Annotated in this window: 23 protein-coding genes; 10 read left to right on the top strand and 13 right to left on the bottom strand. The window is 52.2% G+C overall.

What is annotated here, in order from left to right:
* Positions 1-254: hypothetical protein (locus tag BCF53_RS13390; protein ID WP_424511408.1), on the top strand; the 254-nt coding region annotated here is incomplete at its 5' end.
* A 277-nt stretch (positions 255-531) separates the two neighbouring features.
* Here BCF53_RS13390 and BCF53_RS13395 read toward each other — a convergent pair.
* From BCF53_RS13395 to nifE, 5 genes are all read right to left on the bottom strand, one after another.
* Positions 532-954 (bottom strand): SoxR reducing system RseC family protein, encoded by a 423-nt coding sequence (locus tag BCF53_RS13395; protein ID WP_132702249.1) that lies wholly within the window; start codon positions 952-954, stop codon positions 532-534.
* A gap of 126 nt (positions 955-1,080) precedes the next feature.
* A complete protein-coding gene (gene fdxB, locus BCF53_RS13400; protein ID WP_132702250.1) occupies positions 1,081-1,380 on the bottom strand; it encodes a ferredoxin III, nif-specific in 300 nt (99 codons plus the stop codon).
* A gap of 35 nt (positions 1,381-1,415) precedes the next feature.
* Complete coding sequence (locus BCF53_RS13405; RefSeq protein WP_132702251.1) at positions 1,416-1,904, bottom strand: NifB/NifX family molybdenum-iron cluster-binding protein; 489 nt, start codon at positions 1,902-1,904, stop codon at positions 1,416-1,418.
* Positions 1,905-1,928: 24 nt separating this feature from the next.
* A complete protein-coding gene (nifN, locus tag BCF53_RS13410; RefSeq protein WP_132702252.1) occupies positions 1,929-3,290 on the bottom strand; it encodes a nitrogenase iron-molybdenum cofactor biosynthesis protein NifN in 1,362 nt (453 codons plus the stop codon).
* Between the two features lie 2 nt (positions 3,291-3,292).
* On the bottom strand, positions 3,293-4,729 hold the full coding sequence (gene nifE / locus BCF53_RS13415; RefSeq protein WP_132702253.1) for a nitrogenase iron-molybdenum cofactor biosynthesis protein NifE: 1,437 nt from the start codon (positions 4,727-4,729) through the stop codon (positions 3,293-3,295).
* A gap of 213 nt (positions 4,730-4,942) precedes the next feature.
* On the opposite strand from nifE, the gene BCF53_RS13420 reads away from it, so the two are divergent.
* Positions 4,943-6,226, top strand: a complete 1,284-nt coding sequence (locus BCF53_RS13420) for an Hsp70 family protein (protein WP_132702254.1) — start codon at positions 4,943-4,945, stop codon at positions 6,224-6,226.
* Positions 6,227-6,279: 53 nt separating this feature from the next.
* Here BCF53_RS13420 and BCF53_RS13425 read toward each other — a convergent pair whose 3' ends face one another.
* Complete coding sequence (locus BCF53_RS13425; RefSeq protein WP_132702255.1) at positions 6,280-7,512, bottom strand: isochorismate synthase; 1,233 nt, start codon at positions 7,510-7,512, stop codon at positions 6,280-6,282.
* A 281-nt stretch (positions 7,513-7,793) separates the two neighbouring features.
* Between BCF53_RS13425 and menD the strand changes: the two genes are divergently transcribed.
* The 6 genes from menD to BCF53_RS13455 are packed head-to-tail and all read left to right on the top strand — an operon-like array spanning position 7,794 to position 13,646.
* Positions 7,794-9,455: a 2-succinyl-5-enolpyruvyl-6-hydroxy-3-cyclohexene-1-carboxylic-acid synthase gene (gene menD / locus BCF53_RS13430; RefSeq protein ID WP_132702256.1), complete on the top strand. Its 1,662-nt coding sequence runs from the start codon at positions 7,794-7,796 to the stop codon at positions 9,453-9,455.
* Positions 9,452-10,180, top strand: a complete 729-nt coding sequence (locus tag BCF53_RS13435) for an alpha/beta fold hydrolase (protein ID WP_132702257.1) — start codon at positions 9,452-9,454, stop codon at positions 10,178-10,180. The genes menD and BCF53_RS13435 overlap by 4 nt, the downstream gene beginning before the upstream one ends.
* Positions 10,177-11,043, top strand: coding sequence for a 1,4-dihydroxy-2-naphthoyl-CoA synthase (gene menB / locus BCF53_RS13440; RefSeq protein ID WP_132702258.1), 867 nt, complete (start codon positions 10,177-10,179; stop codon positions 11,041-11,043). The genes BCF53_RS13435 and menB overlap by 4 nt, the downstream gene beginning before the upstream one ends.
* Positions 11,043-11,963 (top strand): enolase C-terminal domain-like protein, encoded by a 921-nt coding sequence (locus BCF53_RS13445; protein WP_132702259.1) that lies wholly within the window; start codon positions 11,043-11,045, stop codon positions 11,961-11,963. The genes menB and BCF53_RS13445 overlap by 1 nt, the downstream gene beginning before the upstream one ends.
* A complete protein-coding gene (locus tag BCF53_RS13450; protein WP_132702260.1) occupies positions 11,957-13,252 on the top strand; it encodes an AMP-binding protein in 1,296 nt (431 codons plus the stop codon). Before BCF53_RS13445 ends, BCF53_RS13450 begins: the two co-directional genes overlap by 7 nt.
* Positions 13,230-13,646: a hotdog fold thioesterase gene (locus BCF53_RS13455; protein WP_132702261.1), complete on the top strand. Its 417-nt coding sequence runs from the start codon at positions 13,230-13,232 to the stop codon at positions 13,644-13,646. The genes BCF53_RS13450 and BCF53_RS13455 overlap by 23 nt, the downstream gene beginning before the upstream one ends.
* Before the next feature lie 44 nt (positions 13,647-13,690).
* Here BCF53_RS13455 and BCF53_RS13460 read toward each other — a convergent pair whose 3' ends face one another.
* The 7 genes from BCF53_RS13460 to nifH all read right to left on the bottom strand — a co-directional run bounded on the left by BCF53_RS13460 (position 13,691) and on the right by nifH (position 19,993).
* A complete protein-coding gene (locus tag BCF53_RS13460) occupies positions 13,691-14,344 on the bottom strand; it encodes a discoidin domain-containing protein (RefSeq protein ID WP_132702262.1) in 654 nt (217 codons plus the stop codon).
* A gap of 175 nt (positions 14,345-14,519) precedes the next feature.
* On the bottom strand, positions 14,520-14,822 hold the full coding sequence (locus BCF53_RS13465) for a hypothetical protein (protein ID WP_132702263.1): 303 nt from the start codon (positions 14,820-14,822) through the stop codon (positions 14,520-14,522).
* Between the two features lie 19 nt (positions 14,823-14,841).
* On the bottom strand, positions 14,842-15,501 hold the full coding sequence (locus BCF53_RS13470) for a NifB/NifX family molybdenum-iron cluster-binding protein (protein WP_132702264.1): 660 nt from the start codon (positions 15,499-15,501) through the stop codon (positions 14,842-14,844).
* A gap of 59 nt (positions 15,502-15,560) precedes the next feature.
* Entirely contained in the window at positions 15,561-15,776 is a 216-nt protein-coding gene (nifT, locus tag BCF53_RS13475) for a putative nitrogen fixation protein NifT (RefSeq protein ID WP_132702265.1), read from the bottom strand.
* Positions 15,777-15,935: 159 nt separating this feature from the next.
* A complete protein-coding gene (gene nifK / locus BCF53_RS13480; RefSeq protein ID WP_132702266.1) occupies positions 15,936-17,507 on the bottom strand; it encodes a nitrogenase molybdenum-iron protein subunit beta in 1,572 nt (523 codons plus the stop codon).
* Positions 17,508-17,608: 101 nt separating this feature from the next.
* Positions 17,609-19,078, bottom strand: coding sequence for a nitrogenase molybdenum-iron protein alpha chain (gene nifD, locus BCF53_RS13485; RefSeq protein ID WP_132702267.1), 1,470 nt, complete (start codon positions 19,076-19,078; stop codon positions 17,609-17,611).
* A gap of 36 nt (positions 19,079-19,114) precedes the next feature.
* Positions 19,115-19,993 (bottom strand): nitrogenase iron protein, encoded by an 879-nt coding sequence (nifH, locus tag BCF53_RS13490; RefSeq protein ID WP_132702268.1) that lies wholly within the window; start codon positions 19,991-19,993, stop codon positions 19,115-19,117.
* Between the two features lie 321 nt (positions 19,994-20,314).
* Between nifH and BCF53_RS13495 the strand changes: the two genes are divergently transcribed.
* A complete protein-coding gene (locus BCF53_RS13495) occupies positions 20,315-20,521 on the top strand; it encodes a CCE_0567 family metalloprotein (RefSeq protein ID WP_132702269.1) in 207 nt (68 codons plus the stop codon).
* A 388-nt stretch (positions 20,522-20,909) separates the two neighbouring features.
* A complete protein-coding gene (locus BCF53_RS13500) occupies positions 20,910-23,210 on the top strand; it encodes a molybdopterin guanine dinucleotide-containing S/N-oxide reductase (RefSeq protein ID WP_132702270.1) in 2,301 nt (766 codons plus the stop codon).
* Positions 23,211-23,281: the final 71 nt, after the last annotated feature.

Genomic DNA, 23,281 nt, shown 5'->3' on the forward strand with positions numbered 1-23,281 from the left:
GTCTAATTCACTTCTTGCCGGGAGCGAAAAAGACGGAGTATTGCAGGTCACCTCCATTTTTTGAATGTGTGTCGCACTTAGTTTATGAATTCGGCAAGGCTAAGAAGGCAAATAAGAAGGACAGCCAGCTGATTATTCGTATCAGCGGAGCAGAGCGAGATGCTTTTGTTTCTCTGTGTGAAGATCTGGATACCAGCGCAGCAAGAGAAGTTCGAAAATTTATTCGGGGTTTCATTAAAGAAAACTCAGAGTAAGTAACCGGCCAGCGGTGTCAGTCGTTAGCTGGGAAATTTAAATCGCTGAAAGCGAAAATGGAGAAACAACATGGCTTCTAAGAAAGTGAAAGCACTGAAAAAAGAAATTAAAGCCCGTAAAACCAAAGTTGCTAAGCAGGAAAGCAAAATCAAAAAACTGAAAAAGGCACTGAAAAAAGCTTAATTCGTTTTTGAATTCCAGCCTGGCATCATTTGAATCACTATGGCTGTCAGGTTGGCTGTTGAATATTCGTCTTGTTCTTGCCGTCTTTAACGTTCAGTTTAAGATTTTGGTTGCCGCCAGAAACTTCCCTTCATGCTTTTGCAACAGGTTGCCGCTGACCTTGTAACCCAGTGCGACCGGGATAACCGCATTCAACGCGACTTTCAAAACCAACGGCAGGCCAGGCAGTGCTGCTTCGGTAAGCAGGGTGGCAAGCAATAGCAACAGCAGGGTCGGTAAAAACAGCGCGGCAATGTAGCCAAGCAATGCCTGTTCGCTGCACTGCAGGGTAACCTTGTCTCCTACCGCCTGGTGTCCATCTGCTTTGACTGTAATAGGGTCATTGCTTTCAGTAGGTTGCCATAACACCGCGCAGCTGTCTTTTTGAGCGCAATTGGCACAACCACCGCTGCGTGTCGCAGAGAGTTTTACCTGGTTGTTGCTGTTTTCAATAATGGTTGCACTGACTGAAGCCATAGGTCTTTCCTGTCTCTGTTGTCTTCTTAATAAGGCGATACGGGTGCCGGCACTCAGGTAAAACTGGCGGGGAATGGATGTTACACGAAGTGTGTACAGGCATTCCAGGCCAGCTTACCCCGGTGTTTAGGCGGCCAGCTCACTCGCCTTGGTGTGCGTATGGCAATTCTTCGGGCAAACGCGCGAGCACGAGCCGCAACCGATGCAATCGCCTTCGTCTTTTAATTCCATAACCATGACCACATCGTCTTCCAGATCATCGTACATGTCGTCGTCTTCATCTATTTCACGCTCAACCAGATCAAATACATCGCGTGGGCAAACTTTGTAGCATCGGCCGCAGCCAATACAGGTTTGCTGATTAATATCGGTAACAAATTCCGGTTCCCAGGGTGTGCCGGAGCGGGTGAGTGATTGAGTCGTCATCGTTGTTTCAGTCCTGTTTTTTGTAGTTTGCTTGGTTATTCCCAATCTTCATCCAAAAGCTCGAGCATTTTCTCTCGCTTATCGGACAGTTGAGATTTTGTTTTATTAAGTTGGCTCAGCCAGCCGGTACGAGCTGTCTTTCGATCCTGATTTATAGCGGCCAGCAATTGCTTAATGTTGGTGTCGCTCTCTACGATGATCGGTTGTATTTTCTTCTGCAGCAGTTGCTGCACTGCTGAAGGGCCAACAGCATTGCTGTACACCGCATTGCAGCCCGCTAAGGCGTTTATGCGGCTGATCAGTTTGTTCTGGCTGTGCTTACGGTCGGTTGCCGGGTATTCAATAGCCTTCTGCAAATGCCATTCATTCTTGATGAGCGCAAAAATCAGAAAGTTAGTTGCAGTACCGAAATGTTCATTCACATAAAGCCGGTCGCTGGTGGCAACGGCAATTCGCCCGCTGACTTCAGTTTCGTCAATGGCATCCACTAGCTGCAGTGATCTGTCTGGTTGTTGAATGTTCATAGCATTTATCTCCCGCAATACCGGTTATTTAACCGGTATAACTTCTTCTGGCCTGAAACGGTACGGGCTGTAAAACGGTTTAACCTCGTCGTGGTGGTTATCCAGCATCAGGTTGCCCAGCGTACTGAGCAGGGCGCGCGCGCCCTGATAACCGACCTGTTGCTGGTGCGCAGCGCCGAAGCGGTCATGGCTGGGCAAACCGGCACGCAGTACCGGAACTTTGTCTGCAAAAAATTCGGCACAATGGGTGTTGCCGATCAGAAAATCGGTTTCACCGACAACGTCATCTAAATCTGAATGGTCGCCAACAACGATTGTTTCTGCATGGGCTTTTTTCAGGTATGCGCTGGGCGTCGCGGTAACCCCAAGTTTGACGAAGCTGCCTGCTTCCTGCAGCAGCGCGTCGAAACCTAAAAGCAAATCAGATTCCAGTGCCAGTGCCGTGTTGGTGGTGGATAGCACGAAGTGAGTGTCCAGCAGTGAATCCTGCAAGCGCTGTCGGGCGCGATTAATAAAGGGTGCCACGGGCTTCTGTGTCAGCTGTGCCAACTGAAAGATAAATTCGTCCGTCGCTTCAAGGCCCATCAGGTGAGCAAACTTGAAGCAAGGAATGTTGAACTGCTGCTCCAGCCAGGTGCCGGTTTTAAACAGGCTCTCGCCTATTACGAACGTTGCGGCACTTTTGTACATGGCGGAAATATCTGCAACGTGGCAACCGCCGGTACTGGTCGGGCTGAAGTCATCCTCTTCCAGGTGTCCATCGAGAGAGCTCGAAAGATCGGGTACGAAAATGGCTTCAAGGCCGAACGATTCGGTATAGCCCTTAAGTATTTCGACATCCGCTGTGGTCAACGCAGAAGAGCAGAGAACGTTAATCTGATTGGCAACTTTCTCACCCACCGGCTGGGTTTTGTTCAGGGTTTTTACGTAGGCATCGACCGTTGCAGCAAAGCCGGATTGCAGCGAGCCGATAAAGTCAGGGCTGGAAACGGTAATAATTTTAACGTGTGAAAACTCCGGGTAGGCCTTGTAGAAATCGCGGACGTTGCGCTCTAAATCGCAACCCTGAAGTTCCGTCAAACCGGTCGACATCAGGGTAATGGCTTGCGGGTTGTGTTTTTCACACAACAATTGCAGTGCCTGAGCGATGTTGTCATCTGCACCCATCACGGCCGCTATCTGGTCTACCGCCGTATTCTGAATGGGCATCGGCTCACGGAAGTGCTGAATCAGGAACACCTTGGCAAAGGCGCCGCACCCTTGCGAGCCATGCATCAGTGGAATGCAGCCCTCAATACCCATACTGGCAAGGCTGGCACCGGTGGCCTGACTGGTTTTCAGTGGGCGGTCGGCCAGAGGTTTTTTATTGCGGAGTAGTTGAGCCATGGTTACAGCGCTCCTGTTTTAATTTCGGTTGTGGCGACTGGCTGGGTTTCTGCCGGTTTGGGCGTTTCATGCCAGGGGGCTGCTTTGCGTGCCAGCGACCAAACCGGGCTTTCCAGTGTACGGCACAGCTCTTTAGCGAGCGTGATCATGCCTTCGTAGCCGGCATAGGCATGGTGGCGTTCCTGATTGATATCCAGGAAGGGCAGTTTGGCTTTAACCGCGGTGTACATGTTGCGGCCGCCGGCAATGAGGATGTCGGCGTTGTTCATGCGTGCAACCTTCAGCAGGTTGGTTGCGCCGCCACTTTCCATCATGTGGGCATCTTCACCCATAATTTCTTTAATGCGGGCCTTGTCGGCTTCGGTGGATTTCTTGGTGCCGGTTGCTACGACTTCAATACCCAACTCATTTAATGCGCTGACCACTGACCAGGATTTTACGCCACCGGTATAGAGCAGGGCTTTTTTACCTTGCAGGCGTTCTTTGTACGGCTTAAGTGCTTCGCGTACGCGCTCTTCTTCGCGCTGAATCAGCTGTTCAGTTTGCTGGCTGAGAATCGGGTCACTCATAAAGCCGGCAAACTGGCGCAGAGCCTTGCTGGTGTCTTCAATGCCGTAAAAGCTGCCTTCAAACCAGGGGATATCCCAGCCTTCCTGGAGTTTACGGGCCACGTTTATCTGCGCGCGCGAGCAAACCACCATGGCGGCATCGGCGCGGTGCATGGTTTGAATCTCGTGGAACTGGGTGTCTCCGGCCAGGCAAGACAGCAACCGGTAGCCGAGTTCGGCAAACAGTGGTGCGACATGCCAGTATTCGCCGGCAATGTTGTATTCGCCAATCAGTACAATATCGTGAACAGGCTGAGCAGGTCGGTGCAGCATCATTGGCTTTTGCGGTGGTTCAGCAGTGCCGACCACCTTATCAACCATCACTTCGCCGGCGATGCGGTTACCGAGGTTTTTACTGCCATAGAAGCCAGCGGCATCGACAGAAATGACCGGGCGATGCCATTTTTCTTCGGCCAATTTGCAGATGGCATCGACATCGTTACCTTCCAGTGCCGGCACACAGGTCATGTAGACAAATACTGCCGGAGGGTCGTATTGCTCGACTACCTGTTTGATGGAGTGCAGCAGGCGCTTTTCGGCGCGGCCCATGATGACATCCTGCTCATTGAGGTCGGTAGTGAAGCCATGACGAAACAGATTATCACCGTGAGCACGGGTACCTCGGTTGTTCCAGCTGTTGCCGGCGCAAGCAATAGGGCCGTGAACAATATGGGCAACATTGGCAATGGGCAGCAGCGAGATTTGCGCACCGTCGAAACTGCAGCCGCCGGCCGTATTACCCGGGACCGGTCGCGCACAACCGCTTTTCTCGCCCTTGTTGTGGTCGCATGCCGGTTCGTCCATCAGTTCACGAATGTCGCTCTGTTTCATTGCCAATTACCTGAAAAGTATTCGAATTGGCTGATGCAATGCGCTTGCCAAGGCTAAGTTATTGATTTTTAGGGGTTTGCTTTGTAGTGAATGCGACAAAGACGGTGCTAATGTCTTGTCGCATGCCGACAAATCAGGCTCATCATGGCGGGTTTTGAAATTGCCGGTCAGTCAGCGTATGATCGCCGGCTTTTTTCGCAGGGTGGTTAAATTATGTCCATTTGTGGTCTGGATTTCGGCACATCAAATTCAACGGTATCGCTGCTAAATGACAGCAACGTGCAAATGGTGCCGCTGGAGCAAAATCCGCTGAGCGGGCAGATGGAAACCACGCTGCCCAGTGCGCTGTTTTTTGATTTTGAAGACGACACCATCAGCTTCGGTCGCGAAGCCATTGCACAGTATACCGATGGCGATTTCGGCCGGCTGATGCGCTCCATGAAGAATATTCTGGGTTCGTCCAACATGGCCGAAGGCACTCAGGTGAAGGCGACGATGTACAGCTTTGATGACATCATCCGGTTTTTCATACAGAGCCTGAAAGAGCGCACAGAAGCTTTCGCCGGCTATGAAGTGAGCTCCGTGGTGTTGGGTCGCCCGGTACATTTCAACGATGATGATGCGGCGCTCGATGCGGAAGCAGAATCCCGCCTGGCGGCCATTGCCAAATCCATCGGCTTTAAGGATGTTTCGTTCCAGTTTGAGCCCATCGCCGCCGCATACGATTACGAGCAGCAGATCCGCGGTGAAGAACTGGCGCTGATTATTGATATGGGCGGTGGTACATCTGACTTCACGCTGATGCGTTTAAGCCCGGAGCAGCGGGGCAAGGCGGATCGGACGGCAGATATTCTCGGCCATCACGGCATTCACATTGGTGGTACTGACTTCGACCGTCACCTGAGCCTGCAAACGGTTATGCCTCATCTGGGCCTGGGCACGCCTTACAAAGATAAGCCCAACCTGACGATGCCACGACATTATTATGTCGATTTGGCCACCTGGCATGTGATCCATCGCCTGTACGAACCCAAGGTGCTGCGTGATATTGCCGAGCTGACTTTGCAGGCAAAAGATTCGCTGGCACTGAAACGCATGGCCGACGTGTTGAAGAATAAGCAAGGGCACCGCCTGGCAGGGCTGGTTGAGCATGCCAAAATAGAGCTTTCAGATTCACCGGATTACTTTATTGACTTGGGTTTTATTGAATCTGCCAGTGCCGGGCTTGCGCACCTGCCGGTTACTCAGCTAAACCTGGAACAGGCCGTACACAGCGATGTTGAAAGAGTCATTCAGGCTGCAGAAGAGTCGTTAACCCTTGCCGGACTGAAAAAACAGCAGGTAACCACGCTGTTTACCACGGGCGGTTCTACTGCTTTACCAGTGGTGCAGAAGCGGGTTCGTGAAACCTTCCCGAATGCCAACCTGGTTGCCGGTGATCTGTTTAATAGTGTGGGGGCCGGCTTGGTGTTGGAAGCGCAGCGCCGCTACTGTTAACAGCAAATAATAGCGAAGATTTTGCACAAGCTCGCTTAACCGAAAACTGCTTGTCAGCCGTTGACCGTGGCTTTTTGTGCCGCACAGCGGCCAGCGAAATTCAATGCCTGCGGCGAAACACCGGCGGCCTGCAAAATAGTCGAAAGCTTATCGGAGATTTCCGTGAGCTCTTCATTTGCCTGAGAGCTGGCAACAATGCCGGCTCCGGCACAGGCGGTCAGTGACTGGCCGTGCATTTCCGCGCAGCGGATAGCGATTGCCCATTCGCCATTGCCCTGCGCATCGCACCATCCCACCAGCCCGGTAAAGTAGCCGCGGCTGAAAGGCTCGCTTAACTGAATGTATTGATGAGCAGCGGCTAGTGGCTGGCCGCAAACCGCGGGTGTAGGGTGCAGCGCTGCAGCCAATTCCAGTACATGATGGTCGCCTGTCAGTGTGCCCTCTATAAGGGTAGACAGGTGCAGCATGGTGCCTGTGCTGATCACCGAGGGTGACCGGGGTACCGTGATGCGACGGGCGAAAGGCCGCAACGCCTGCTGCATGGCTGCGACGACGATAGCGTGCTCATGCCGGTCTTTGGGGCTGTTCAGCAGTGTTGCTTCCAGCTCACGATTTTGCTCGCTGTAACTGGCCCGCTTTCGGGAGCCTGCCAGGGGGTTCGCACTGAAGTGATCCGCCTGTTTGCGAATTAGCAGCTCCGGGCTGGAGCCGAGCAGCCATTTGCCCTGGCCTTGTACATCGCTCAGCGGTGCACAGAAATTGAAGGCTGACGGGTTCTTCTGAATCAGCGTGAGTAGCAGTTGCTCGGGTTGGAGCGGGTTAGTAAAACCAAGCGTCAGTGCTCGCGCCAGCACCACCTTTTGCAGCGTACCGCTTTGCATCTGTGCAATGGCACTTTTCACTGAATGTTTAAAGCTTTCCGCATCAGGCAGTGAAGTGACGGAAAGAAGCGGGTTTTCTGGCCAAAAATCAGGTGCAATCGGTGGTGTTAAGGGCTCGCTGATCAGAGTGTGCTGCGGTAAAACAAAGCGTGCTGGTGTACTTTCATTGAATGGAATCACACCAAAAGCGATTGGGTTATCGTGTCTGTCATGCCGCTGTGCCTGCAGCCAGTTGTTTACCGTAGCGGCCAGACGGGGTCGGCTCAGGGATTGCTGAAAACGGCTGCGTGCTCCGCAAGCCAGCATAGATACCGAGCTGTTGGAAAAAAAGAATGGACTGTCAGCACTCGGCCAATCGCGGATATGTTGGCACATTCGCGCAGTGCTAATGGTCTGTTCTGCCATGAAGGTCGTTCCGGTTTGAGGGTTGCTGACATCTGCCTTGTAGCTGCTCGGGTGAGCAGAGGCTGCTTATTTTACCATGAAGCATCAGAATGTCGCAGCGTGCACAGGGCGCAGGTTCGGTAGAGGCTCTGTTGCCTTGATCTCATAGCGTTATACTGTTTCGGCAGTCTTAACAAAAACAGCTGAATCCGCTAACCTCTGGCGCATTTAGGCGAGTGCGCTTCATCTCCTTCGCGGCAGACCAGCAGCGGCGAATAAAAACCGGAAACCGATTCATAAACATGACCCTGGCAGAACAAAACTATTACTGGGCCGAGCAGATTGTGTGCGCGCTGCGTGGCTGTGGAGCGCAGCACTTCTTTATTGCGCCGGGCTCACGTTCAGCGCCACTTACACTGGTGTTGCTGCGGCTCGCAGAGGTTCTGCCAGATGTCTATTGCCATACCGGTTTCGATGAGCGCAGCCTAGCCTTTGCGGCATTAGGGGTGGTTAAGGCCAGCGGCTTGCCAGCGGTGACTGTGACCTCTTCCGGCAGTGCCGTGGCCAACCTGTTACCGGCCATGGTGGAAGCGCAGCAATTGCAACTGCCGCTGGTGGCGTTGACTGCCGACCGGCCAGCGTATCTGATTGGTGTTGGTGCTAATCAGGCTATTCATCAGCCGGGCATCTTCAGCCACTTTGTTGCTTTTGAGTGTTCTTTACCGCTGCCAGATGGGCCATTGGCAGCGGCCGGTCTTCAGCTCAGCCGCCATCTGCATGGCTCCATGCGGCAACAGCCCGGGCCGGTACACCTGAATGTCCCCTTTGCCGAGCCACTGTACCCGGATAGCCGCCTGCCACTGCGCGCTGTGCCGGTGAGCACTGCGCCTGCTCCGGCGAAACTGGTGAGGCCTGCAAACATTATTGATGTTCACGGCGAGTGCCTGATTATCGCTGGCAGCCTCAATATTGCTCAGGCACAGCAGGTACTGAAGCTGGCTGAAGCGCTGCAGGCGGTGGTGATAGCAGATATTACCAGTCAGCTGCGACAGCTACAGCATCCGCGGGTTTTGGCCAACAGTTACGAGCTATGCACCACTGAACAGCCGCTGCTGAACCAGTTCAAAACGGTACTGCAGTTTGGCGGGCGTTTGGTCAACAAGCCGGTGAACCAGTTTTTAGCTCAGTATCCGGGGTGCTATTGGCTTATTAACGAGCACGATCAGCTGCTGGACCCGACCGGGCTGGCGCAGTGCCGGAGGATCCCGGCAGCGCACTGGCCTTTGGCGTTTAAACAGGCGGGAATGGCCACCACGACGCTGCAACAACAGTTGATTGCGCGCAGTGTCGATATTGCAGGTCATTTGGCTGAACAATGGCAGAGGCAATATTCCGAATACCATTGCTTGCATTTGCTATCTGGGTTGATTCCGGCAGAGCACCTGTTGTTTTTGGGTAACAGCCTGACCATTCGGTTATACGAGCGCACAGCGGAGTGCCGGGAACGGTACCCCGAAGTTTTCAGTAATCGCGGTGCCAGTGGCATAGATGGACTGCTGGCAACCGCCGCCGGTTTGCAGCTTGCGCGAGGCCAGCCGCTGACCGTCATTGTGGGCGACCTGTCGGCGCTGCATGATTTAAACAGCCTGTATTGGCTGAAGCAGGCCGGTCAAACACTGGTGCTGATTGTGCTCAATAATGATGGTGGGCAGATATTTTCCATGTTGCCCGCGCGGCAGCAAAAGGATGTATTTGAGCAGGGTTTTGAGCAGCCGCATGGAATTTCTCTGGCGGCCATTGCCGCTGCGATGGGGCTTACGAGCGAGCAGGTTGCGGCCACAGAGCAGCTCGCAGAGGCGTATCAGAAGGCTTGCCGCAGGGCCGGCGCAACCGTGATTGAAGTGCTGTTACCACGCGATGCGTTTATTCGTCATCACCGGGCATTGCAGTGCAGGCCAACATGAAGCCATGGTTCTTTTTGCCTGGCTTTATGGGCAACAGCCATGATTTTAACCACTTGGCTGAAGCGATGGGGTTGCCCGCCCCCGTATTCTGGCAGTGGCCGGAGGTTGACGCGCCGGTAAGTTTTGAGCATTACGCGCAATTGGCCTGGCAGCATTTTCGGGCGCAGCTGCCTGCGCAGTTCTCGCTGTATGCCTACAGCATGGGCGGGCGAATAGCCTCCTTTTGGTGGCGCTATGACGATTTTCAGCAGCGTTGCCAGGCGCTGGTGATTGCAGGCAGCCACCCAGGGCTCGCCGAAGCACAGGCACGACTGCAACGGGCGCAGCACGATGCCCGCTGGGTACAGGCCTTTGCTTCTCAGCCGCTGTGCGATGTGCTGCAGCGCTGGTATCAGCAACCGGTGTTTGCGTCGCTTTCCGGGCAGCAAAAAGCCCGGCAGATTGCCAACAAACTGCAGCGCAGCGGAGTGGCGTACGCGCAGATTTTACAGTCGGCGAGCCTTGCTCATCAGCCACTGCTGGGCGATAGCTGGCGGGCAGAGCCGCGGCTGAGTTATGTTGCCGGAGAGCTCGACGAAAAGTTTTTAACCCTAGCGCAGCAGTATTGCTGTGAACATCAACTCATCCGTATTGCCGACTGTGGTCATATGGCCCATTGGGAAAAGCCCGCGGCGCTGGCCGATGCCCTGGCAACACGGTTCAACACAGGAAATAACGATCGATGACTCAATATGCTCCGGGCCACCCTGGCCATAGCACTATAATACCGGGTACCGAATGGGCGGATTGCTCTGAGCCCTACAGCGATATTCTTTACCACAAGGCCGAAGGTATCGCGAAAATTACCATTAACCGGCCTGAAGTACGCAATGCTTTCCGTCCGAAAACCGTGAAAGAGATGATTCATGCACTGGCCGATGCGCGTTTCGATGCAGACATCGGTGTGGTGATCTTTACCGGTCAGGGTAATATGGCATTTTGCTCCGGTGGTGATCAGCGCGTTCGTGGTGATGCGGGTTATCAGGATGATGAAGGCGTACATCACTTGAACGTGCTCGATCTGCAAAAAGACATCCGTTCCTGCCCTAAGCCGATTATTGCAATGGTGGCAGGTTATGCCATTGGCGGTGGTCATGTGCTGCATCTGGTATGCGATTTGACCATCGCTGCCGAGAATGCCCGCTTTGGTCAGACCGGACCTAAGGTCGGTTCATTTGATGGTGGTTTTGGCGCCAGCTACATGGCCAGTGTCGTCGGCCAGAAGAAGGCGCGGGAAATTTGGTTGCTGTGCCGTCAGTACGATGCCCGACAGGCACTCGATATGGGCCTGGTGAATACGGTCGTGGCGCTTGAGCAATTGGAACAAGAAACCGTCAACTGGGCGCGTGATATTCTAAAGCACTCACCACTGGCGCTGCGCACGCTGAAATCTGCCTTTAATGCCGGTCTTGATGGTCAGTCGGGCATTCAGGAGCTGGCGGGCAATGCCACTATGATGTTCTACATGACGGAAGAAGGCCAGGAAGGGCGCGATGCCTATTTGCAAAAGCGGCATCCCGATTTCAAAAAGTTTGTGCGTAAGCCCTGATGATAATCTGGACGGCGTGGCGTGGTGATATCGCCTTTAAAAAGCCGCTGCAATTAAAGCGTGGCTCTGTTGCCGTTCGCAGCCTGCTGTTCATTCGCAGTGAGCAGCAAGGGTCTATTTGTTGGCACGAGGTTGCGCCACTGCCGGGGTGGTCGCAAGAGACGCTTATGCAGGCAGAGGCTTTTTTACTTGCCAATCAACAGCGTTGTTTGACTGAGTTGGCCGCACTGCCGGGCATTCCTGCTTCGGTCTCGTCTGCTTTGTGGCTGGCACAATTGCCGGAAGGTATCGGGCCGGTGCGCAGTAATCAGCTGTTGTTGAGCGGGGAGTCTATCGCCGGCGAGCCATCTGATGTAGTCAAAGTTAAGGTGGGTGTTCAGCCATTGCTGCAAGAAATCGAGCGGCTTAAAACACTACTGGTCACGCTTCGGCCCGGTCAGCGAATTCGGCTGGATGCCAACCAAAGCTGGAGCTACACCGACCTCGCACAGCTTACCCAAGCGCTGGGTGATAGTGCCGCCATCGATTACATTGAAGAGCCTTTGTTACCTGGGCTTGGCTACAGTGACTGGCAGCGGATTTGCCCTTACGGCTATGCGCTGGATGAGTCGCTGCACAGCGGTCTGCCGCAGTATCACCCCGGTTTAAAGGCGTTGGTGATTAAACCCACGCTGCTTGGCAAGGCCAAGACGCTCAGTTGCCTGAGTTTTACCGCACAGCATCAAACTGGGCTCACCGTCAGCAGCAGCTTTGAAAGCCCGCTTGGACTAAGCCACCTTAAACGCCTGGCACGGCAATGGGCACCCAACGGTTATCATGGCTTGAATACGGAGGCCTACCTGCAAACGCAGTTACAAACAGGGCCTGAGCAGGCTTTGCGGCCAGTAACCCAGTTGCTGCATTGGCAACCGCTATGGTAAGTGTATTGGGCCCTTATCTGGCCCGATTAGCTCAGGCCGGAGAGGTTGTTTTTGATGCTGACCGAGGCCTCAGCGGTGGTGATTTTTTAGCGCAGATGGAACGTCAGCAGCACCTTTTGATGTCTGCATGCGTAACTCAGCAGGATATTCTTGCGCTGCAGGTGGGTAAATCGCTGAGCGATTGGAAGGCGCTACTGGCGGCGATAAATCTGGGTATTCCGGTGGTGGTGCATCAGGCAAAGCAACGGCTGCCGGATTGGGTGAGCGTGCGTTTTGATGTCGCAGCCGAGCGACTGACGCGACTGCGCCCGGCGCATGCCCACTGTTTGCCAGAGCCCATGCTGGCAACGTTCAGCTCTGGTTCTACCGGCCAGCCGAAGGCAATTTGGCATAGGGTGCAAAATTTTATTGAGAGCGCCAACGCCTGCAATCAGCTGTTGCCGTTGAGTGTAAGTGATCGCTCATTGGTGTCGTTGCCGCTGCACCATGTGGGTGGTTTAGGTACGGTTTTCCGTGCATTGACAGCCGCGAGCCAGCTCGTCTTTAGCGGCCCGGCAGATAGCCTTGAGGCATTAAAAGTACAGGGCATAAGCCGACTGTCACTGGTGCCTACGCAACTGTACCGGTTGCTGGAGCAGGGCGTCGCACCGGGGCAGCTCGCCGTTTTGCTGGGCGGTGCACCAATCCCAGAAAGCCTACTGCAGCGCGCGCGCAAACAAGGCTGGCGCATACACCGCAGTTACGGTTTAAGTGAAATGGCCTCGCAGGTGATCACCGAAACCGCTGACGATTACTGGCAGCTGTTGCCTCATGCCGAAGTGACGGTAGTGGGTGGCGAACTCTACGTGAACGGGATCAGCCTGTTTACCGGCTATGGCGACCCCTTTCAGTTGCGTCGTCCGCTAACGACACGCGGCTTTGCGACGGGTGACCTTGCCAGCTGGCAGGGCAACCGGTTCTTGTTTACAGGCCGCAAAGACAATACCTTTATCAGCGGTGGTGAGAATGTGCAGCCAGAGGCCATTGAACAGCGCTTTATAGATGAATTTAAGTTTTCTCAATGTGTGGTCGTTGGTCGGCACGATGATGAATGGGGGCAGCGCTGCGTGTTGTGTATTCCAGCAACCAGTAAGGTGAGCTGCCAAACCCTCAGCCTCTTCGCGCAACAGCTAATGCCGCATGAACGGCCGGTGCAATATTACCTGCTACCTCAAACGGGGCAGTTGAAGGTCTCGCGACCGCTTATAACAGAGATGGTGACCAGGAATGATCTGGAAGAAGTCAGTTGATTTGCAGCTAATCAATAAGATGAATGCCAATACGGCTGTTGCTCAGTTGGGTATTGAGGTGACTGCCGTGACCGACACAAGCCTGGTGGCGCGTATGCCGGTAGATCATCGCACCCGGCAACCCTTTGGGCTGTTGCACGGCGGAGCCTCTGTTCTGCTTGCCGAAACGGCCGGAAGCATCGCTGGCAATCTGTGTGTGGATGAACACAGCTATTGTGTTGGCCTGGATATCAACGCCAATCACCTTGCGGCGGTAAAAGCGGGGTGGGTCACTGCAACTGCGGTTCCGGTAAAGCTCGGCAGCCGAGTGCAGGTTTGGCAGATAGATTCAGTGGATGACAGCGGCAGGGCGGTGTGCGCTGCACGCCTGACGCTGTTGGTTCAGCGGCAATAACAAAGAGTCGCATCCATCATGCGACTCTCATCTTTGCCAACTGCTTATAGTGCGCAGCCGTAAATGGCAACTTCGGTATAGGCACTCCAGGCATTCTGCGTGGTGCCGTTACCAATAATGCGTACATAGCGGCCATCAGTTTTTGCGATCTCAATGGTTTGCATGCCCAGTGTATTGCCAGAGCTGGTTCCGCTTTTGAGCACTTTTACCCATTGTTCGCTATCGGTGGATGTTTCCACTTCATAAAACGCCTGGCGGGCATCACCTTTATAGAAGGCAATTTCCAGATTATTGATTACTGCAGGCATACCCAGATCAAACATCAGCCATTTGCCTTGCCCTTCAGATGACCAGCGTGATTCCGGTGAGAAGTCGTTATCTAATACATTGGCTGGCTTGTGATCTTCATCGTATTCACCCTGATCAAACGCGCCAGTGATCTGCAATTTTACCGGGTTTGCACAGGCAGAAGCCTTCACGCTAACCTCAGGAATGACGTTGGCAATAACCTCGGGTTCTTCGCGCGGGGTTATAATCGGAGCTGCTTCCAGTTTCTTTGCAACTTCTTGTTGTTCTTTTTTTATCAATGCATTGACTTGGTCATCTACAGATCCGGGGGCTTCGCTTTTGGAGCAGCCGGTTGCCGCCAGGGCAATTGCAGTTACAAGTAATGCAGTAGAAACAGATTGAATCTTCATTTAACGTCCCATTATGACTTGTGAGCAGGGATAAAGTTAAAAACTAATGTCGTTCCAGTCAATTAATCTTGTCAATAATTTGAAATTTCGGTGTGCAACAAAAAGGCCGCTGTGTGGATGCAGAGGGGAAGCATGCCCAGCGGCAACGGAGGAAACGTTAAAACAGCGCGTATATTCAGTCATCATCCGGCTCTATGGTGGCAATAATGACCCCGACAGAGCTTTCCGGTGAGCGGCTCAGACTGGCGCAGCCCAGGCTGGCAGCAATCAGATGCAACTGATAATCATCGTTTTCCCAGTAGGGATCTTTACCCCCCATATCGTCCTCGCTGCACAGAATGAAGCGGAACTGTGGCCACTGGGTTTTCATCTCGGCAAGGGTTGAGTCATTCGCGCCCTTTTCGTTCAGCAGGGCGGTAAATTCTTCAATCGCAGCCGGAGTCAGGTTTTCTGTATTGATTGCTTGGGCCTGAGTCATAACTAATCCTGTATCCGGTTTAGGCTTGTTTTTCCAGAATCTTTTTAATCCATGGCGGTGGCGTGCCTGCCAGCATGGTGCATACGCGTTGCATGAACTCTTCAGACGGTGCCGGTGTTGCCTGTTTAATGGGGTGTACATCGGCGTTGGTGACTTTAGCGGCAGCCGGGCCACCAATAGAAAGTGTTGCCAGAATCTGACAATCGCGGATTAAATCAGTCAGGTAGTCTGTCCGGTTCATGCCGCTTTCCTGGGTTTCCACTTCCCGCACATCGGTTAAACGGAAGCGTTCGCTATTGGCTTCGTAAATTAAGATGCGCAGGCATGAGCCAAAGTGGCCATCGATCATTTCTTCATTGTTCGAGGTCACCGCAATTTTCAATACCGGCCCGGTTAACGGTGGGGTTTCGCTAATCACCGGAGCCTGCATCGATGAAATAGACTCACTGGTCAGAATTGCCAGCGCCTGATTCGATTGTCCGCGTTCAATATCGGAATTTAATCCGATCATGAACTGGTAGAACTTTTTAGGGCTCAGAGATCGCAGCTTCTTTTCGTTCAAGGGCTCGCCCAGTTCTTTTACCAGGTTTTGAACGAATAGCTGCAGGCTGAGTTGTGGCACAGCTTTGGCTGCCATGCCGAGCCGCAAAGCAAGAGAATCTTGTATTGCTTCTGTCATAGTGCCTCTCCTGAAGGTTAAAACTGCAATTAGTTAGCTGGGTTCTTGCGGGGCTTCACCTAAGCGCGTTTTGCCCTTAATGTGATCGGCAGCTTTGGTGGTGCATCCAGCGGATCAATGTAATAGCTGGAGCCGTCGGCTAAGTCGAACTGACCACCCCAGCGGTCTTCAGAATCAAATTCAATGGAAGTTACAGTTTCTTCCAGGTCTTTTTTAGCGATGTACAGCGTCAGGTTACCGGTTTCGGTTTCCTTTCTAATCATTACGCTAGGCATGTGTTTGTATCCTCCAATGGTAGTTTTTTTAATTTCAAAGGGGTCATAGTCTTTGATTTTGGCCATGCTATGGTCAGTAAAACCAATGACTCTGACCCCTTTGGAATTAACAGGGGCCGGGCAGAGCCCGGACCCTTAACTGGCTTGCAAAGCCGACTGTTATCGAACCAGGTCGAATGTCAGGTCGGTTTTGCCCAGTTTCATGGAATCGGCATCCAGTTTTTCCAGTACCGCGTTAACAATGGTTGTTAACATCATCATGCCGCCTTCGTAACCCAGGGTGGTGTTACGGTGCAGGTGATGGCGGTCGAAAATCGGGAAGCCCAGACGAATCAACGGTACTTCAAACTCTTCGCCTTTTGCTTTGGTATCTGCCTGAATGAACTTGGCATAAGAGTTACCAATCATGAAATCAGGCTTGTTGGTGAATACCAGAGAGCGGAAGTGCCACAGGTCTTTACCGAAGTGAACTTCAGCGTTTGCAGTTCCCGGAGCTTCAGCAATAAGTTTTTCCATTTTCTTTTTCCAACGCTTGGTGCCGTTGTTACAAAGAATATGTTTAACTTCGCAGCCCAGTTCCTGTAAGAACTTGGTTAGACCGAACAGGTAGTCAGGATCACCGTAGATAGAGAAGCTAACACCGTGCAACCAGGTATGGGAGTCGGTCATCATGTCTACCAGACGGCCGCGCTCTTTTTCCAGAGAAGCAGGAACTTCTTTACCGGAAAGCTCAGCAATCTTCATGACGAAATCGTCAGTCCAATCCAGACCCATAGGGATGTTGAGTGTCGGAACTTCATGGTTCCAGGTGCCTTCCACATACTTCTTGGTTTTAACCAGTTGATCCGGTTGCAGCAAGATAGTGGTTTTAGCATTTGGAGCGTCTTTCATTTCAGAAATCGGCGTACCACCCGCGTACATACGGTATTGGCCGTCTGCCGGAGTATCCAGAACTTCCGTCGGGTCACACAACAGGCTGTAGCCGGTATCGAACTCCTGCATCATGCGGTGCATAACGCGGTAGTTACCCAGGTAAGTTTCGAAACCCGGTACCAGGTTGATCTTGCCGTTGCTGCCTACTTCTTTGTCTTCCATCTCATTGATGGTGAAGTAGCGAGCCATACCCTCAAACATGTTGTCCCAACCGGTTGTGTGGCTGCCCACAAAACTAGGGGTGTGCGCGAATGGCACAGGCATGTCTTCAGGGATGTAACCTTCCTTCTTGGCGTTGCCGATGAAGGCGTTCAGGTCATCACCGATAACCTCAGCCATACAGGTTGTAGAAACCGCAATGACTTCCGGCTTGTATAACGCAGTCGCATTTTCCAGACCGTCGAACATATTCTTTTGCCCGCCGAATACTGCAGCGTCTTCTGTCATAGAGTCAGAAACGCAGGCTACAGGCTCTTTAAAGTGACGGTTAAAATAGGTGCGGAAATAAGCGACGCACCCTTGTGAACCGTGCACATACGGCAGGGTGTTTTCAAAACCCAGAGCACACAATACAGAGCCCAAAGGCTGACATGCTTTTGCCGGGTTAATGGTTAAGTTTTTACGTTCGAAGTTTAACTCTTTGTACTCTTCGGTCGTTGTCCAGTCGAAGACTTCTTTGATTTTTGCATCATCATAGCCTTCTTCGTATTTGGCCCGTTTATTGGCCATCATGTCCTGATATTCGTCTTGCTTAAATAACGAATATCCAGGCTCTACTTTGTCAACAGTCTGACTCATAACATCTCCTTCCTGTGCCACTCAAACGTGAACATCCAGGGTGATCGTGTTGCGCGTTATACGTAAAATTACGTGTCCTGATACGGGTTCTGATGAAAACCTTAGGCAGTTTCTGCTAAAGCTTCGTCTTCAGTTTTTTTCCAAGGTGCAGTCAATTTATCCCAACATGGATTGTTCAGGGTCATGTCCATATCGCGTGCGAAGATAGCGAAGCCATCAAAGCCGTGGTAAGGGCCTGAGTAATCCCAGCTGTGCATCTGACGGAAAGGAATACCCATCTTCTGGAAGATGTATTTCTCTTTCACACCCGCACCAATCAGGTCTGGTTTAATGACTTCTGCAAACTTCTCTAGTTCAAAGCCGGTCACGTCATCGTAAATCAGCGTGGCGTCTTTCACTTCAGTTGCAGTTTTTACGTAGTCATCGTTATGTGCGAATTCATAACCGGTACCCACGATTTCCATACCCAGGTCTTCATACGCGCCGATAACGTGACGAGGACGCAGACCACCAACGTACAGCATGACTTTTTTGCCTTGCAGACGTGGCTTGTACTTTTCAACGATGGGTTCCCACTGCTTCTTGTATTCAGCGATAACTTCTTCAGCTTTTGCCTGAATCGTTTCGTCGAAGAAGGCAGCAATTTTACGCAGAGATTCTTCACACTTGGTTGGGCCAAACAGGTTGTATTCCATCCAAGGGATACCGTACTTCTCTTCCATGTGACGAGAGATGTAGTTCATAGAACGGTAGCAGTGAATTAGGTTCAGCTTAACGCTTGGTGTGTTTTCAAGCTCTGGCAGAGTACCGTCACCAGACCATTGAGAAACAACGTTCAGGCCGATTTGCTCCAACAGGATACGTGAAGACCAGGCATCACCACCGATGTTGTAGTCACCGATGATCGCAACATCGTAAGGGCCCACTTCACGCTTCTGTTCTTTATCGGCAGCGCCTTCGAGAACGTAGTCGCGAACCGTGTCGTTAGCGATGTGGTGACCCAGAGACTGAGAAACACCGCGGAAACCTTCACAGCGAACCGGAACAATGGTTTTACCGATCTCTTTGCCTTTGGTTTTAGCAACGGCTTCAATATCGTCACCGATCAGACCAACCGGGCACTCAGACTGAATTGAAATGCCCTGAGCCAGAGGGAACAGAGTTTCAATTTCGTCAACAATGCTCGCCAGCTTTTTGTCACCGCCGAATACAATGTCACGTTCCTGGAAATCGGAAGTGAAGTTCATGGTACCGAAAGCGTTTACGCCAGTGGTACCGGTGTAGTAGTTACGACGTCCCGCACGTGAGTACTGACCACAGCCAACCGGGCCGTGAGAAACGTGGATCATGTCTTTGATAGGGCCCCAAACCACACCCTTAGAACCTGCATATGCACAGCCACGGGCCGTCATTACACCAGGTAGAGATTTACGGTTTGAAGTTACACAGCTTTTAGTCGCTTCAGTGTCGTTCGATGCCAGGTGCTTGGTACGGTCTTTCTTAGCTTTCGCCGGATAGACGTCAAGCACCTCTTCGATCAACGCGTCGGTCGCAGATTTGTCTATTGTCATAACAGACTCCTGTTAGTTATTTGGTTGATCGAAAAATTAAGCAGTAGCTTCTTCAGCTTTCTGACCAATGATTGATTCGTCTTCAACATCCATGATGCCGAATTCCATCAGCAGGTCTTCCAGCTCATCCATCGTACAAGGGTTAGGTACAACGAACAGTTCGTTATCCATGACCTTACGGGCAAGAGCGCGGTATTCATCAGCTTGCTGACATTTAGGGTTGTATTCGATAACGGTCATACGGCGGATTTCAGCCTGCTGTACAACGTTGTCGCGTGGTACGAAGTGAATCATCTGAGTGCCGATTTTTTCTGCTAATGCGATGATCAACTCGTCTTCACGGTCACACTTACGAGAGTTACAGATCAGACCAGCTAAGCGAACACTGCCGGTTGCTGCATATTTACAGATACCTTTAGAAATGTTGTTCGCGGCATACATTGCCATCATTTCACCGGAAACAACGATGTAGATTTCCTGTGCTTTGTTTTCACGAATTGGCATTGCGAAACCGCCACATACAACGTCACCCAGTACGTCGTAGAATACGAAGTCTAAGTCTTCTTCGTACGCGCCTTCTTCTTCAAGGAAGTTAATGGCTGTGATTACACCACGACCGGCACAACCAACACCTGGCTCTGGACCACCAGATTCAACACAGCGAACACCGCCGTAACCTACTTTCAGTACATCTTCCAGTTCGATATCTTCAACTGAACCTGCTTCGGCCGCCATCTCCATAATGGAGTTCTGAGCTTTTGCGTGAAGGATCAGACGAGTTGAGTCAGCCTTTGGGTCACAGCCGATAATCATGACGTTCTTACCTGCTTCAGCCAGAGCTGCTACCAGGTTCTGAGTAGTCGTTGATTTACCGATACCACCTTTGCCGTAAATTGCACATTGACGAATAGCCATAATAGTTTGTCTCCGATTGTTCGAATGACGGTTCCCTGTAAGGACTATTGCGAATACCGCGCCAAAGGTTTGCGATTTGATCCAAGTGCCCGTTTTATGCTGCTTTAGGAGGAGGCCGGGAATTTGTTGACTGGCAAATGTCGGTACAGAATGTTGGCTTTTGTTGGGTAGGTGACAAACAAACTATTCGGTCAATAACCTTTTTTGTCGCTGATTAAGACAGCGCAGCTTTATTGAAGGCGTGGAATGAAAACTGCAATCGCCTGCGTTGCAAAGTTTTAAAAGTGAAATGCAGCACCCGCAAGAAAAGGAGAGTTTGTTATGGCATTAACTGAAGAACAGAAAGAAATTAAAAAAGAGTACGCAAAGTATAAACGCAAGGTCACCGAGATAGCCGCCGCCATTCACGATATCGTGGAAGAAACCATTTGGACGGATTACGGCAAACTTGCTGTGCTGAGTGTCGACGTTGAAACCGCGATGCAGGATGTAATTGCGTTTAAAGAGAAACATGAGTTTCTGAGATGATGCTTTTGCGGTGGCCTGTTGGGTTTTATCGCAGAGTAGTCTTTTTCGGTGATTGACCTGGGGTTGTGTCGGGCTGAAGCCCGACCTACAAATGTGGCGTGGCTGTAGGTTGGCCTTTAGGCCAACACCGGTAGTCGCTGAAGCTTCGGTTGGGTTGTCGGGCTAAAACCCGACCTACAAATAATGCGGCTCGGTTGTAGGTTGGCCTTTAGGCCAACAGGGTCGCTTGTAAATCTGTGGTTGACTTTGTCGGGCTGAAGCCCGACCTACAGAACGCGGTGTGTTTGTAGGTTGGCCTTTAGGCCAGCAGGGAAATTCGCCGTGCCTGTCCAATTTTTCCCAGAGAACCTGTATAAAGTAGCCAGGAATTCAGGTTCAGGACCACAGGATGAAAAAGTACACAACTTCCAGCCACTGGGGAGCTGGAATTGCGGAAGTAAAAGACGGCAAATTACTGCGGGTAAGCGCTCACCCGCTCGACCCGGACCCTTCCAAGATCAATGACAATATGGATAGCTCCCTTTACGGGCCGGCGAGAATTAAAAGACCGGCGGTCCGTAAAGGCTATTTAGAGAACGGCCCTCAGTACCAGAATAATAAGCGGGGGCAGGAACCTTTTGTTGAAGTCAGCTGGGAAAAAGCCTTCGAGCTGATCAGTGAAGCCGTGGATTCAACGCGCAAGACACACGGTAATAAGGCCATCTTCGGCGGCTCTTATGGCTGGGGCAGTGCCGGTCGGTTTCATCATGCGCAAAGCCAGCTTAAACGCTTTTTGAGTTGCGCCGGTGGCTTTGTAAGAAGTGAGGGTAATTACAGCTACAACACTGCATTAGTGTTACTGCCACACATCGTTGGTGACTTTGATGAGTTGACCTCAACTGCGACACGCTGGTCGAGCATCGCCCGGGATGGCGAACTGGTGGTGATGTTCGGTGGCATACCGGTTAAGAGTGCGCAAGTGTCGCCCGGTGGCTGTACTCGGCACCGTTTAAAAGATGACCTGCTGGCTTGCCGTAAAGCGGGCGTCCGTTTTGTAGATATTAACCCGTGCCGGTCAGATTCCCCCGAGGAGATTGAAGCAGAATGGCTGGCACCGGTACCGGGTTCAGATTCTGCGCTTATGCTGGGACTGGCGCACACACTGCTGACCGAAAACCTGCATGATCAGGCCTTTCTTGATACCTACACAGTCGGCTTCGAGCAGGTGAAAACTTACCTTCTGGGTGAGCAGGATGGCATCGAAAAAACCGCCGAATGGGCCAGCGCGTTATCGGAAATCCCGGCCGAACGCATTCGAACGCTGGCTCGTGAGATGGCGCACTCCCGTACCTTCATCTGCACGGCAGCCGGTGTTCAGCGAACAGAGCATGGTGAACAGACCCTTTGGGGAACGATTACACTCGCCTCCATGCTGGGTCAAATCGGCCTGCCCGGCGGCGGCTATGCCATCGCCTATGGCTCGGATGGCGGAATAGGCCTTATGAACCGCCCGATACGCTGGCCGGCTTTCCCTAAGGGCAATAACCCGGTGGATACCTTCATTCCGGTGGCCTGTATTGCCGATATGCTGCTGAACCCCGGTGCCGACTATCAGTACAACGGCATGGACCTGACCTACCCGGATATTCGAATGGTCTGGTGGGCCGGTGGTAACCCGTTCCATCACCATCAGGACATCAACCGGCTGATTAAAGCGTTTCAACAACCGGAAACCATCATCGTCAATGAAATCAACTGGACCTCAACGGCACGGTTTGCCGATATCGTCTTACCCGTTACCACAACACTGGAGCGTGAAGACATTGGCGCCGGCTCGCGTGATAACAGCCTGATCCCCATGCCACGGGTAATAGACCCGGTTGGTGAGGCGCGCGATGAATTTGATATTTTTACCGAGATTGCCAAGCGTTTGGGTATTGGAGAGCAATTTACGGGTAATAAAAACGCAAGGGGCTGGTTGGAAGACATGTGGCAGGCGCTGAAGCCGGAATCTCTGGCTCTGGGTGTTGAACTGCCGGATCTGGATAGCTTCCTGCAGGGCGATGTGATCGAGTTTGCTGATCCAAACCCAGATACCATTTTGCTCGAAGATTTCCGCAAAGACCCAGCGGCTAACCCGCTAACGACACCGAGCGGTAAGATCGAACTCTACAGCGAACGTATCGCCTCGTTTGGCTATTCCGATTGCCCCGGGCAGTTCAGCTGGCTTCCACCAACGGAGTCACTGACGTCTGAGCGGGCTAGAAGCTTTCCGCTGCATATGATTTCCGGCCAGCCGAAAACCAAACTGCACAGCCAGCTTGATCCGGGCAGTTACAGCCGCAGCGTCAAAATTGAAGGGCGAGAGCCGATTATGATTCACCCGGCCGATGCCCTCGCACGCGGCATTACAGATGGCGATATTCTGAAAGTCTATAACGATCGCGGCGCCTGCCTCGCCGGGGCTGTGGTAACAGACGACATTCGTGAAAAAACCGTCTATTTGTGCACCGGCGCCTGGTACGACCCGCTTGATCCGAAAGCTGAAAACAGCCTGGATAAACACGGTAACCCGAATGTGCTGACCCAAGATAAACGAACATCACGGCTGTCGCAGAGTACCGCGGCGCACAGCGCTTTAGTCGAGGTTGAGAAATATGAAGAGGCGCTGCCGGCAATCACGGTATTCGATTCACCAGAATTTATTTAAATTCAGCGGTATGTCGGGCTATGGCCCGGCAGCCTCGTTTGCATCACTGTTCAACCTTCCCGGAAATTTGC

It is taken from the genome of Reinekea marinisedimentorum, assembly GCF_004341165.1.
GTDB classification, from domain to species: Bacteria; Pseudomonadota; Gammaproteobacteria; order Pseudomonadales; family Natronospirillaceae; genus Reinekea; species Reinekea marinisedimentorum.